Source organism: Longimicrobium sp., assembly GCF_036280135.1.
In the GTDB taxonomy this organism is placed as follows: domain Bacteria; phylum Gemmatimonadota; class Gemmatimonadetes; order Longimicrobiales; family Longimicrobiaceae; genus Longimicrobium.
Genome location: NZ_DASURI010000861.1, coordinates 1 through 12,582 on the forward strand (window position 1 = coordinate 1; position 12,582 = coordinate 12,582).

At 71.0% G+C, this 12,582-nt stretch carries 10 protein-coding genes; 5 read left to right on the plus strand and 5 right to left on the minus strand.

What is annotated here, in order from left to right:
• On the minus strand, window positions 1–1,443 hold a 1,443-nt coding region (locus VFZ20_RS27895), incomplete at its 3' end, for a glycoside hydrolase family 3 protein (protein WP_329687243.1).
• A gap of 137 nt (window positions 1,444–1,580) precedes the next feature.
• Between VFZ20_RS27895 and VFZ20_RS27900 the strand changes: the two genes are divergently transcribed.
• Window positions 1,581–2,057 carry a TonB-dependent receptor plug domain-containing protein gene (locus VFZ20_RS27900; protein ID WP_329687244.1) on the plus strand — a complete coding sequence of 159 codons (477 nt, stop codon included), beginning with the start codon at window positions 1,581–1,583 and terminating at the stop codon, window positions 2,055–2,057.
• 670 nt (window positions 2,058–2,727) lie between these two features.
• On the opposite strand, the gene VFZ20_RS27905 is transcribed toward VFZ20_RS27900, so the two are convergent.
• The 3 genes from VFZ20_RS27905 to VFZ20_RS27915 all read right to left on the minus strand — a co-directional run bounded on the left by VFZ20_RS27905 (window position 2,728) and on the right by VFZ20_RS27915 (window position 7,979).
• Window positions 2,728–4,419, minus strand: a complete 1,692-nt coding sequence (locus VFZ20_RS27905; RefSeq protein WP_329687245.1) for a RagB/SusD family nutrient uptake outer membrane protein — start codon at window positions 4,417–4,419, stop codon at window positions 2,728–2,730.
• A gap of 30 nt (window positions 4,420–4,449) precedes the next feature.
• Entirely contained in the window at window positions 4,450–7,491 is a 3,042-nt protein-coding gene (locus VFZ20_RS27910) for a TonB-dependent receptor (RefSeq protein ID WP_329687246.1), read from the minus strand.
• Window positions 7,492–7,622: 131 nt separating this feature from the next.
• Window positions 7,623–7,979 (minus strand): Ig-like domain-containing protein, encoded by a 357-nt coding sequence (locus tag VFZ20_RS27915; RefSeq protein WP_329687247.1) that lies wholly within the window; start codon window positions 7,977–7,979, stop codon window positions 7,623–7,625.
• A gap of 377 nt (window positions 7,980–8,356) precedes the next feature.
• Between VFZ20_RS27915 and VFZ20_RS27920 the strand changes: the two genes are divergently transcribed.
• From VFZ20_RS27920 to VFZ20_RS27930, 3 genes are all read left to right on the plus strand, one after another.
• On the plus strand, window positions 8,357–10,297 hold the full coding sequence (locus VFZ20_RS27920) for a sialate O-acetylesterase (RefSeq protein WP_329687248.1): 1,941 nt from the start codon (window positions 8,357–8,359) through the stop codon (window positions 10,295–10,297).
• A 5-nt stretch (window positions 10,298–10,302) separates the two neighbouring features.
• Window positions 10,303–11,580, plus strand: coding sequence for an SGNH/GDSL hydrolase family protein (locus VFZ20_RS27925; RefSeq protein ID WP_329687249.1), 1,278 nt, complete (start codon window positions 10,303–10,305; stop codon window positions 11,578–11,580).
• A gap of 96 nt (window positions 11,581–11,676) precedes the next feature.
• Window positions 11,677–11,886, plus strand: coding sequence for a hypothetical protein (locus tag VFZ20_RS27930; RefSeq protein WP_329687250.1), 210 nt, complete (start codon window positions 11,677–11,679; stop codon window positions 11,884–11,886).
• A gap of 78 nt (window positions 11,887–11,964) precedes the next feature.
• On the opposite strand, the gene VFZ20_RS27935 is transcribed toward VFZ20_RS27930, so the two are convergent.
• Window positions 11,965–12,273: a hypothetical protein gene (locus tag VFZ20_RS27935; protein WP_329687251.1), complete on the minus strand. Its 309-nt coding sequence runs from the start codon at window positions 12,271–12,273 to the stop codon at window positions 11,965–11,967.
• Here VFZ20_RS27935 and VFZ20_RS27940 point away from each other — a divergent pair.
• A partial coding sequence (locus VFZ20_RS27940; protein ID WP_329687252.1) for a hypothetical protein occupies window positions 12,272–12,582 on the plus strand: 311 nt, incomplete at its 3' end. The two genes, VFZ20_RS27935 and VFZ20_RS27940, sit on opposite strands and share 2 nt — an antisense overlap.

Below are 12,582 nucleotides of genomic sequence, written 5' to 3' on the forward strand. Positions count from 1 at the left end.
GTCCTCGTTCCACGACCCGCCGACGGTGATCCTGCACCCTTCCGCGTACAGCACCTCGGCGGAGTCGGCCACGCGGGCGCGGATGCCGTCCAGCACGCTCACGGTGCGCGGGGGCACGCCGCTGTATCCGCCCAGCAGCGCGCGCGCCGCGTTGGGGCCGATGACGGCGATGGTCTTGAGCCCGTCCGCGTTCAGCGGCAGGACGCCGTCGTTCTTGAGCAGGGTGATGGACTCGCGGGCGGCCTCCAGCGCCAGCGCCTGGTTCTCCGCCGAGCCCACGACGCGCGCCGCCTCCGCCGGATCGACGTACGGGTCGTCGAACAGGCCCATGCGGAACTTCCAGAGCAGCATGGGCGCGACCATGTCGTCCAGGTCCGCCTCGCGGAGCGTGCCGTCGCGGACGAGGTCGACGAGATGGAGATAGCAGTCGGGCTCGGGGAGCTCGATGTTCACGCCGGCGCGCACGGCCAGGGCCGCCGCCTCGCGCTTGTCGGCCGCGATCATGTGCGCGTGCGTGTCCGGCCGGTCGTGCAGCTCCCAGATGGCGTAGTAGTCGCTGACGACAAAGCCCTCGAAGCCCCACTCGTCGCGGAGCACGTCGCGCAGCAGCCACCGGTTGGCGTGCGACGGAACGCCGTCCACCTCGTTGTAGCTGGCCATGACGCTGGCCGCCCCGCCCTCGCGGATGGCCGCCTCGAACGGGGGGAGAAACACCTCGCGCAACTCGCGCATGGACACGTTCACGGGGGCGCAGTTCATCCCCGCCTCGGGCTGTCCGTGGGCGACGAAATGCTTCATCGTCGCCAGCACGTGCTTGCCGTCGGCGAACGACGCGTCACCCTGGAAGCCGCGGACGGCCGCGACGCCCATCCGCCCCACCAGGTGCGGGTCCTCGCCGAACGTCTCCTCCACGCGGCCCCAGCGGGCGTCGCGGGCCACGTCCACCACGGGCGTGAGGGCCTGGTGCGTGCCGCGGACGCGCGCCTCGTGCGCCGTCATGGCGTACAGCCGCTCCACCAGCTCCGGGTTCCACGTCCCCGCCAGCGCGATGGGCTGCGGAAAGCTGGTCGATCCCACGGCGGCCAGCCCGTGCAGGCACTCCTCGTGGAAGAGGACGGGGATGCCCAGCCGGCTTTCCTCCACGAAGAACCGCTGGATGGCGTTCGTGAGCTCCGCCATCCGCCGGGGGTCGCGGCCCTTTTCGGGCTCGTGGCCGCTGCCGCCGGCGTCGCTGGGCCGGCCCACCTGGCCGATGCCGTTGCCGTGGCCAAAGGCGGCGCGCGCCTTTTGGGGGTCGAACGCGCCGCCGGCGTCGACGAGCGTGGTGGCCTTCTGCTGCCACACGCACATCATCTGCGCGGCCTTTTCCTCCAGCGTCATCTGCCCAAGCAGGTCCGCCACGCGCTGCGCGGCGGGCACCTGGGGATCGCGATAACCGGGCATCGTGCTCCGTGAACCTTGTGATTCAGCCTGCCAAAACCGATCGTTCGACCGTGGGGCCGCGGCCCGGAAGGTGCGGCGCCCGTCCATCCGTCCGCCTGTCTTTCCCGCCTCGCCGGCCGCCGGCGAAAGGAGCCCGCATGCGCATCGCCCCGTGTCTCGCCGGCGCCCTGCTGACGGCGCTCGCCGCGTGCGGTCCCGGCCGCGCGGACCCGCCCTCGGACGGGCCGGAGCCGGAGGACGCGCCGCGCGTGCGGACGGGCTACGGGTCCGAGCGGCGCGAGACCTCCACGGCCAGCGTAGCGTCCATCGAAGGCCACGACGTGCCCCAGGGCACCTCCCTGGCCGACATGCTGGACCGCGTGCCCGGCGTGGAGGTGCGGCGGCTGGGCGGCGCGGACTTCAGCGTGCGCATTCGCGGCGTGCGGTCCATCACCAGCACCAACGAGCCGCTGTTCGTGGTGGATGGAATGCCGCGGACGGCCACCTCGCTGGAAGCGCTCATCCCCAGCAGCATCGTGCGCATCGACGTGCTCAAGGATGCGGGGAGCCTGGCCGCGTACGGCGCGCGGGGTGCCAACGGTGTCGTCCTCATCACCACGGAAGACGCGCCGTGATCCGGTGATCGGATGACCTGCGCGGATAGGCGGAGTCCGCGCGGGGCGCCCCCTCCGCTCGCTTAGGCTCGCACCTCCCCCAAAAACCCCTGGGGGAGGTTGAACAACGATTCGCGATCCTCGATCAAATCTCCGTGATTCATCATCCGCATCGAGGCGACTCCTCCACCTCGCTCGCGGATGCCCGGCGCACCACTGCGCGCCGTCGATCAATCCGTCCCGCCGATCAACTGTCCCGCCTGATCATCATCCTGCCCGTTATCATCCATCCGCCAATCAACATCCTGACCCACCTCCATCGTCCATCCGCCGTCGATCCCTCGGCACGCCGTCGTTGAGATGGAAACGCCGGCTCCGCGCCGAGCGAATGAATTCGCCGCTGGAAAGGCACGAAGTCCGCCTTCGCGGACTGCACCGCCGCCTTCCTGCCGCGAACGTACGCAACATCGCCGGGGGACGGCTCGCGTTGGCGGTTGAAGCCCTGTTCGCAGAGCGCGTCGGCGCGAGACAGGGCTTATGGCTGTCCCAGCGGCGGGTTTACCCGCTCCGTCGCAGAGCACGCGCATCGGACTCGGGCCATCGGTCCCTCCACCGCTCCGCCGCCCGCCCATCCATCGCGACACCAGCCCCGCGCCCGATTGCTCGGGCGCGGGGCCGGACGTCGTCCCCGTCAGTAGCCGGGGTTCTGCGGGAACGCGGCGGCGTTGCCCTGCGTGGCATCGATCTGCTGCTGCGGGATGGGACGCAGCAGGTGCTTGGGCTCGATGAAGTTGGGGCCGCCCGTGGGATTGTACCGGCGCACCCGCTCCCCCAGCTTGCCCGTGCGCTGCAGCACGTACCACCGCTGCTCCTCGCCCGTGAGCTCGCGCGCCCGCTCGTTCAGCAGCAGCTCCAGCCCCTGCGCGACGATGGGCCCGCGGGCGCTGTCGGCCTGCGCCGCCGTGAGCTCGTTGGCGGCGCCCATCCCCGGCCACGCCCCGCGGCGGCGCAGCACGTTGAAGTCGGCGATGGCCTCGGCCCCGCGGCCCGCGCGGATGTTGGCCTCGGCGCGCAGCAGGTACACGTCGGCCAGGCGCCACAGGTGACGGTCGCGCTGGCTGGGACCCGCGCTCACGTTGGCCTTGGTCTGGTCCTGCCACTTGAGCAGCGAGGGGAACAGCTCCTCGGTGTACTGGTTCTGCCCCAGTGTGCGGTAGCGCTTGCCCGTGCGGTAGACGAGGTCCACCGTGTCCGTCCCGGGCAGGTAGATGGCCGTGTCGCCGCCCTGCGCCGCCGGCGCGGGGGCTCCGCTGCTGCTGCGCCACACCGTCTGGAAGGTGGCGTTGTAGCGGGCGTCCGTGGAGCGGTTCCACAGGTCCAGGGTGTACCGGGTGGGGCTCACCCGGCGGAAGGGGCGGCCGTACTCCAGCGTGCGCGCCAGGTTGGGGGCGCCCATGATGTCGTACGCCATGGTGATGTACCAGTGCAGGCTGTTGCCGAACAGGTCGCGCCCCTGCACGCCGTCGCCGCTGAACTGCACCTGGAAGATGTACTCGGCGTTGGTCTCCACGGCCGGCGCGAAGTCGCACGGGCCCGTGGGCCGCTCCGGGCCGCAAAAGAGCGAGCGGTAGTCCGCCGCCAGCGAGTACGTCCCCGAATTGATGACGGCCGTCGCCAGGTCACGCGCCCTGTCGAAGTCGCCGGCCGCGCCGCGGGTAAGGTACACCTCGGCCAGCAGCGTCTGCGCGGCGCCGCGGGTGGCGCGGCCGCGCTGCTGCTGCGTGGCCGGCAGGTTGGCCACGGCGAACTCCAGGTCGGGGATGATGGCCTGCGCGTAGATCTCCGCCGGCGCCGTGCGGCTGGCCTCCACCACCACGCCCTCCGTGGGCTCCAGGGCCAGGTGCACCGCCCCGTAGTTGCGCACCAGGTTGTGGTAGAAGAGGGCGCGGATAAAGCGCATCTCCCCCAGGCGCGTGTTCTTTATGGTCTCCGACAGGGCCGTGCTCTCGCCGATGAACTTGATGGCCGTGTTGGCCGAGTTGATGGCAAAGTACGACTGCTGCCAGTTGTCGCGGATGTCGTTGGTGCACCCCGTGGCCGAAAGCTGCGGCGTGTAGTCGTTGTAGCACCCCGCGCCGTTGGGCACGAGCTGCTGGCCGCGCTTCCACACGTCCGTGCCGGCCCAGCCCAGGTAGATCTCCTGCTGCTGGCCGTAGTAGTCGCGAAGGCGGGCGTACGCCCCGGAGGTGGCCGCGTCGGCGCCCTCGGGCGTGGCGAAGTACTCGCCCGTCACGCCGGACACCGGCGTCTCCACCAGGTCCAGGCAGCCGGCCGTCCCCAGGGACACCGCGGCCAGCGCCAGGACCGTGAGCTTGTTCTTCATCGTTCAGTCTCTCGTCCGTGCGTGTGCCGGTCAGAAGGTGAGGTCGGCGCCCAGGAAGAACGTGCGGTACGCGGGCCCGCCCACGTCCGGCTGCGAGAACGTCTGGTTGCCGTCGCCGATGTTGAAGCCCGACTCGGGATCCCACCCCTCGAAGTCCGGGGCGTAGATGAAGGGGTCCTGGGCCCGCACGTACACGCGCATCCCCTGGCCGCCCATGCGGCCCACCAGCGACTCCGGCAGGCGGTAGCCCAGCGTGATGTCGCGGATGCGGATGTGGCTGCCGTCCTGGAAATAGCTCGAGGCGCCGTACGTGCCCCGGCCGCCCGCGTTGGGGCGCGGGTTGGCGTTGGTGGGGTTGGACGGCGTCCAGTAGTCCACCGCGCGGCCGTTGAAGCGGCCCTGCAGGTTGGTGTACGCCTCCACGAAGCCGTTGCGCACCGTGTAGCCCCAGCGCCCCGTGGCCAGCACCGACAGGTCGAACCCGGCGTAGGCAAAGCGGTTGTTGAGGCTGCCCTGCCAGCTGGGGAAGTTGTAGTGGTTGCCCACGAACATGCGGTCGTCGGAGTTGAGCACCCCGTCGCCGTTGGTGTCGGCCACCCGGATGTCGCCCGGCTTGCACCCGCACATCTGCCGCGCCATGGCCGAGTCCGGCGTTTGCCACACGCCCACGTACTCGTAGTCGTAGTTCACGTTGATGGGCGCGTTGACCCAGCGGCCGCTGCCCACGTCGAAGTACGAGCCGGCCTGCAGGGCCGTGATGCGGTTGCGGTTGGTGGAGACGTTGAAGTCCGTCTCCCAGGTAAGGCCGTGCCAGCCGTCCACGTTGGTGGTGCTGATGCCCAGCTCCACGCCCGCGTTGGTGGTGCTGCCCACGTTCTGCAGCACGCTCTGGTAGCCCGTGGTGGGCGGCAGGGCCCGCTGCAGCAGCAGGTCGTGCGTGTTCTCGCGGTACACGTCCAGGGTGCCGCGCACGCGGCTGCCCAGCACGGTAAAGTCCAGCCCCGCGTTGTACTTGTCCGTGGTCTCCCAGCGCAGCTCGCGGTTGGGGATGCTCCCCGGCGCAAAGCCGATGACGACGAGCTGCGTGCCGAACGTGTACGACTGCTGGCTCAGCTGGCCCTGCGTCTGGTAGGGCGCGATGGCGCTGTTGCCCGTGCGGCCCACGCTCAGGCGCAGCTTTACGTCGTCCACGAAGCCCACGCCCTCCATGAACGGCTCCTCGCTCACCCGCCACATGAACGCCGCGGCCGGAAAGAACGCCGACTTGTTGCCGGGGGCCAGCACGCTGCTGCCGTCCAGGCGGCCCGTGAGGGTCAGGGCGTAGCGGTCGCGCAGGGTGTAGTTCACCCGGCCCATCAGCGACTGCAGGCTGAACTCGGCCAGGCTGCTGTTCACCACCGTGGCGCCCGAGCCCGTGCGCAGGTTGTACCACAGCTGGTGCGAGTACGGCAGGTCGTTGGCGCCCAGCGAGTCGAACTCCGTGCGCACGTTGGCCTGCTCGTACAGAAAGGTGCCCTGCACGCGGTGGTCGTTGCCCAGGGCGCGGTCCAGCTGCAGGTAGGTGCTCCAGGTGTAGCTCTGGCGGCGCTCCACGTCCACGAAGGCGCGGGGCAGCGTGGTGCCCGCGTTGCTGCGGGTGAGCGTGCCCACGAACGAGCCGTCTGTCTCCGTGCTGATCTGCGGGCCAAAGCTGCTCACCAGCGACACGCCGTCCATGAGCTCCAGGGTGCCCGAGAAGGTGCCCAGGAAGTTGGTGCGGGTGAGCTCGCGGATGTTGTTCTCACCCTCCAGCACGGGGTTCACCCGCAGGTCGTCGCCCGTGGGGCGGAAGGGGCGGGTGCCGTCCTCGTTGACGGCGCGGCCCAGGGGGCTGTTGAACAGCGCCTCGTCCCACAGGCGGGCGCCCACGCCCACCTCGCGAAAGGTGCGCGAGCCCTGCACGCTGGCCTGCAGGTTCAGCCGGCCGGAATTGTGGGTCAGGCTCACGCTGCCGCGGCGCGCGTCAAAGCCCTGGCCCAGGGTGATGCCCTCCTGGTCCACCCACCCCGCGCCCACGCGGAACTGCGTGTTCTCGCCGCCGCCCGCCATGGACAGCTCGTGGTTCTGCAGGTTGCCCTCGCGCAGGATCTCGCCCTGCCAGTCGGTGTCCACCCCCGCCCGGTAGTTGGCCCAGCTGAGCGGGTCCAGGATGGCGCTGTCGCCCGCCGCGCAGGCCGTGCCCGCCGGGCAGTTGTACGTGCCGCCGGCCCGGGCCACCTCGCGCCGCATCTCCACGAACTCCTCGGCGTTCATCAGGTCCACGGGCTCCAGCAGGCGGCTCTGGCCGATCGCGGTGCTGTAGCTGAAGCGCGTGGGGCCCGAGCGGCCGCGCTTGGTGGTGATGAGCACCACGCCGTTGGCGCCGCGGCTGCCGTACACCGCCACCGCCGACGCGTCCTTGAGCACGTCGATGGTCTCGATGCTGTTCTGGTCGATGTCGCGCAGGTCGCCCTGGATGGGAATGCCGTCCACCACGAAGAGCGGGTCGTTGCTGGCGCTGATGGAGCGCGCGCCGCGAATGCGCACCCGCGCCGTGGCGCCCGGCTCCGGGCTGTTGAGGGTGATGTCCACGCCCGGGACGCGGCCCTTGAGCGCGTCGATGGGGTTGGGCGCCACCACCTGCGCGATGTCCTCGCTGCGGATGCTGCTCACGGCGCCCGTCACCTCCGCGCGCGTGGCCGTGCCGTAGCCGATGGCCACCACCTCGTCCAGCACCAGCGCCGTCTCGGCCAGCGTAAAGTTGGCCGTGGCCGTCTGCCCGGCCGCCACGGTCACCTGCCGGGTCACCGAGGCGCGGCCAATGCGGGAGGCCATCACCGTGTGGGTGCCCGCGGGAACGTTGGCCAGGGCGTAGCGGCCCTGCTCGTTGGTCACCACGGTGCGGCTGAGCGCCGCGATGGCCACCGTTGCGCCGGCCACGGGGCCGCCGTCCGGCTCGGTGACGGTACCGCTGATCTGTCCCGTGCTTTGCGCCCGCGCGTTCCCTGCGAACAGCAGCAGGCACGCGGCGAGCGGCAGGATCCAGCGTCTCATTGGGGCATGCCTCGCGGAGCGGATGGTGAGGTGGGGTTCGCGCGCTCCCGCCGGCGCGGCGGTTTGGAGCGCCTGGATCTCGCGGCAGCGGCCGGCCGGCCGCGCGCGTGGGTGTTGCCGGACGATCAGCGTTACTGGACGTTCACGGTGGCGGAGTCGCGCACGGTGCCAAAGCCCTCCGTGTTCACCACCACGTACAGCCTGGTGCTCCCCGCGCCCACGCCCGTGACGGTGGCGCCCGTCTCCGTCTGCGCCACGGTGGCGATGGAGGCGTTGCCGGACTCCACCGTCCAGCTTTCTTCCTTGTTGGGCCCCGACAGCACGATCTTCACGGGGGTGCTGGCGCCCCGCGCCACCGAAACCGTGCGCGGGTTGATGGTGAACTGCGGATAGGGCCGGAGCGGGTCGCCGCACGCCGCGGCGGCGCCCGCGACGGTCACGGCGGCCAGCAGCATCAGGGTCCAGCGTGCGTGCGTACGTCGTCTCATCGTGCCGGTCCTCCGGGGTGGAAAGGGGAAGCGGTCTGCCTGCGGATCGGTGCGGATGCGATGGAGCGGTTTTCGATCAGGTCACCCTCTCCGTCCCGGGCGGACGAGGAGGTGAATACGACAGGTGATATTATGACTTTCAGGATAGTACGCTCACTGAACAAAAGCGTCAAGAGAGTTCGTACAACCTGTGGGCGAATGCGGCCGCGTCCCGGCCCTCGCGTCGCCCCGTCACGAATCGTCCGCCGTCGTGCAACGCCTGAATCGCGCTCAGGTGATAATATGACCTTGCGATTCGAAGGGCAACACCGCAATTCTTCGGGCGTCCCCCGGCCGCGCGGCCGACGTCCGCCTTCTCATGTCCTCTCGCGGGTCAAATGGCTCCACGCTTCGTTTCCGCGTCCTCGGCCGCCCTTGTCGCGGCGCTGCTCGTGACGGGTCCCACGTCGGCGCAGACGGGCCCGCTGCGCCTGGGGCGCCTGTTCCAGGACGGGATGGTGCTGCAGCGCGGCGCCCGCGTCCCCGTGTGGGGGTGGGCGGCGCCGGGCGCGTCCGTCACCGTCAGCCTGGGCGGGCGGACGGCGCGCGCCGTGGCCGGGGCGGACAGTGCCTGGTCCGTGGACTTTCCCGCCCTTCCCGCGGGCGGCCCGCACGCGCTGCGCGTGGACGCCGGCGGCGCGCGCGTGGACGTGGCCGACGTGCTCGTGGGCGACGTGTGGATCGCCAGCGGCCAGTCCAACATGGAGTGGCCGCTCGCCCAGGCCACGGGCGGGCGCGAGGCCATCTTCGCCGCGCGCGATCCCCAGCTGCGCGAGTTCGCCGTGCCGCACTCGTGGGCGGACGATCCCGCGAAGGACCTGCAGGGCGGCCGATGGGCATCCGCGGACCCGGCCCACGCCGGCGCGTTCTCCGCCGTGGGCTACTGGTTCGCGCGGGACCTGCGGGCCTCCACGGGCGTGCCCGTCGGCATCATCCACACGTCGTGGGGCGGCGCCAACGTGGAAACGTGGATGAGCCGACCCGCGCTCGGCATCTCCGACAGCGCGTGGGCGGCGATGATGCAGGCGGACCGCGACCGCGTGGCCGCCCTCCGCGAGTCGCTCCGGGCGCGGATCGGCGGGCTGCCGTCGGCGGACGCGGGGATGGAGGGCGTGCGTGCCGTCTGGGCGGACCCCGCGCTGGACGAAAGCGGCTGGACGGACCTCCCCGTCCCCGGCTACTGGGAGCAGAACGGATACGAGGGGCTGGACGGCGCCGCCTGGTACCGCACCGCCTTCACGCTCACGGAAGACGAGGCGCGGCAGGGCGTCCGCATCTCCCTGGGCACCATCGACGACGACGACGTCACCTGGGTGAACGGGATCGAGGCCGGGCGCACCTCCGGCTACTCCCTGCCCCGCCTGTACACCGTCCCCGCGTCCGCCCTGCGCGCCGGCCACAACGTGCTCGTCGTCCGCGTGGGCGACGGCGCGGGCAACGGCGGCCCGTACGGAGCGGCGGACCGGTTCTACGTAGAGACGTCCGCGGGGCGGAAGTCCCTCGCGGGGACGTGGAAGTTTCGCGTGGGCGCCGTGAACCTGGGGACGGACGGGCAGCGGATCAACAAGGTGCCGTCGTACCTGTACAACCGGATGATCCACCCCATCGTCCGCTACCCCGTCAAGGGCGTCATCTGGTACCAGGGCGAGTCCAACGCCAACAACGACCAGCAGGCGGCCGCGTACGCGCCGCTCTTCTCGGGCCTCATCCGTGACTGGCGCCGCGCGTGGAACGACGCGGACCTGCCCTTCCTCTGGGTGCAGCTGCCGAACTTTGGCGCGGCGGACTCCGTGCCGCCCCGCACGGCCGGCTGGGCCATTCTCCGTGAGTCGCAGTCCGCCGCGCTGGCGCTGCCCAACACGGGACAGGTGATCGCCATCGACGTGGGCGACGCGGCGGACCTCCATCCGCGCGACAAGCAGCCTGTCGGGCAGCGCCTTGCCCTCGTGGCGCGGCGGGTGGCGTATGGGGAGCGCGTGGCGGATCGCGGCCCGACGTATCGCCGCCACTCCGTTGGGGACGGACGCGTCACCGTCGAGTTCGACCACGCGGACGGGCTTACGGCACGCGGCACGCTGGGCGCGTTCGCCATCGCGGGCGCGGACCGGCGCTGGGTGTGGGCGCAGGCGCGGATCGAAGGAAATCGCGTGGTCGTCTGGAGCCCGGAGGTGCCGGAGCCCGTGGCCGTGCGCTACGCGTGGAGCAACGGCCCCGTCAACGCGACGCTCTACAACGGCGCCGGCCTGCCCGCCGCTCCCTTCCGGACGGACGAATGGTGATGCGGATGCGAATCGGCTGCGCCGCCCTGCTCGCGCTCGCCGCGGCCTGCGCGCCCGCCCCGGCGATTGGGCCGGCGGCGGACGGCGGATCGACCGTCGTCGGCGGAGGCGGATCGGCGGCGAGCGGCGGATCGGTGGCAGCGCCGGCATTGTGGGTGGGCACGTGGGCCACGTCGCCGCAGCTGACGGAGCCCAACAACCTGCCGCCCGCGCCGGGGCTGGCCGGCAACACGCTGCGGCAGGTCGTCCGCGTCTCCATCGGCGGCGAACGCCTGCGCGTGCGCTTCACCAACGCGTTCGGCAACGGGCCGCTGACCATCGCCGCCGCGCACATCGCGCCAGGGACGGCCGGCACCAGCGCCATCGACGCGGCGGGCGGACGCGCGCTGACCTTCGGCGGCGCACCGTCGACGACCATCGCACGGGGGGATACGGCTGTTTCCGACGCCGTGGATTTCCCCCTCCAGGCGATGCAGGAGGTGGCGATCACGATCCATTTCGGCGCGGTGCCGTCGGACGTGACGGGGCACCCGGGATCGCGAACGACATCGTTCATCCTCCCCGGCAATGCGTTTGCGGCGGCGGAGATGCCGGACGCCGTGCGTACGGACCACTGGTACGTGATCCAGGGGATCGACGTCGTGGAGGGGCTGGCGGCGGAGCGCGCCCTGGTGACGCTGGGCAACTCCATCACGGACGGCCGCGGCTCCGGCACCAACCGCAACAACCGCTGGCCCGACGAGCTGTCGCGCCGCCTGCGCGCGGACCCGCGCACCGCGCACGTCGCGGTGCTCAACGCGGGGATCGGGGGCAACTGCGTGCTGCGCGACTGCCTGGGACCCGCCGCCGTCGCTCGTTTTGAGCGCGACGTGCTGCAGGCGCCCGGCGCGCGCTGGCTCATCGTGCTGGAGGGGATCAACGACGTGGGCCAGGCGCAGGGCCCGGAGGGCGCGCGGGCCGTGGCCGCGGGGCTGATCGAGGCGTACGGGCGGATGATCGACCGTGCGCACGCCCGCGGCATTCGCGTGTACGGCGCCACGCTGCTGCCCTTTGGCGGATCGTTCTACGACGCGCCGGAGCGCGAGGCCGCGCGGCAGGCCGTGAACGCGTGGATCCGCACGAGCGGCCGCTTCGACGCGGTCATCGACCTGGAAGCGGCCCTGCGCGATCCCGCGAACCCCACGCGCCTGCGCCCCGAAGCGGACACGGGCGACCACCTGCACCCCAACGAGACGGGCCACCGGATGATGGCCGAGGCCATCGACCTGGCGCTGTTTCGCTGACGGTGGCGGAGATCGTTGACGAGAATCGTTTCCGGACTATGTTGGTAAATACACCTGCATTCCGCTGGTGGCCCACGCCCTGATCCGGAGAGCCCCATGAAGCGTATCGTCACGCACTGGAAGGCCGGTCTGCTCGCCCTGGCCACCGTCGCCTCGCTGGGCTTCGGGACCGCGCAGGCGTTCGCGACGCCGAAGGCGTCCACGGGGACCGAGGCGGCGTGCACCAACACGTACTGCCGCAGCATCTGCGGCTCCCTGGGCGGCAACTGGGTTCCCTCCGCCGGCCGCTGCTACTGCTGCGGCTGATCGGCGCAATGCATGTCGACGCGGAACGGGGCCCCGGGCAAAATGCCCGGGGCCCCGTTCCGTTGTGCCTGCAGGACGTTAGACGCAGTAGGCGCCACAGGTGCAGGTTTCGCCGCAGGTGGCGACGCACGTGCCGTAACACGAGCCCTGGCACGTGTTGCACGTACCCCAGCACGACCCGCCGTAGCACACCGACATCTCGCACGTGCCGTTGCACGTAAAGCAGCTCATGTTGTTGCACGAGACCTGACAGGTGTAGCAACTCGCGCCGCACGTGCCGTTGAGCGAGTCCCGGCCTTCCACGGTGCCGCGCGTCGTCGGGGCGACGGATTCCGTGTCGAACGAGTCGACCCGCAGCTCATCCAGCTTCAGCGTCAGCTTCTTCATGGTCGTGCCTCCCGCGATCGGTGTCGTCGAGACGGCGCCGAATGCGTCGTCCCAATCCGAGCGCAACAATCTACCACTTATCCCGACGATTTCCAACCTGGAAAGATCGACGCAGGAACCGACCGCGCTACGCGAAGTCCGTGAGCAACTCAGCGCACGGGCGGGATCCCGCACTCCGGCAACCAGATTCTTCGGCCGCCCGGCGCCGGAGCATCGCGCGAAGAGCGAGGATCAGCCGGCGCCGATCGACCTCAGAATGACACGCATGGGCGAGAATCACATGCGCGAAAGGCCGCCCCGGTGCACCGG

Excerpts from the sequence above, each read along its gene's own strand:
- VFZ20_RS27915 (WP_329687247.1), bottom strand. The coding sequence starts at position 7,979 with ATGAGACGACGTACGCACGCACGCTGGACCCTGATGCTGCTGGCCGCC.
- VFZ20_RS27905 (WP_329687245.1), bottom strand. The coding sequence starts at position 4,419 with ATGAAGAACAAGCTCACGGTCCTGGCGCTGGCCGCGGTGTCCCTGGGG.
- VFZ20_RS27910 (WP_329687246.1), bottom strand. The coding sequence starts at position 7,491 with ATGAGACGCTGGATCCTGCCGCTCGCCGCGTGCCTGCTGCTGTTCGCA.
- VFZ20_RS27925 (WP_329687249.1), top strand. The coding sequence starts at position 10,303 with ATGCGAATCGGCTGCGCCGCCCTGCTCGCGCTCGCCGCGGCCTGCGCG.
- VFZ20_RS27920 (WP_329687248.1), top strand. The coding sequence starts at position 8,357 with ATGGCTCCACGCTTCGTTTCCGCGTCCTCGGCCGCCCTTGTCGCGGCG.
- VFZ20_RS27900 (WP_329687244.1), top strand. The coding sequence starts at position 1,581 with ATGCGCATCGCCCCGTGTCTCGCCGGCGCCCTGCTGACGGCGCTCGCC.
- VFZ20_RS27935 (WP_329687251.1), bottom strand. The coding sequence starts at position 12,273 with ATGAAGAAGCTGACGCTGAAGCTGGATGAGCTGCGGGTCGACTCGTTC.
- VFZ20_RS27930 (WP_329687250.1), top strand. The coding sequence starts at position 11,677 with ATGAAGCGTATCGTCACGCACTGGAAGGCCGGTCTGCTCGCCCTGGCC.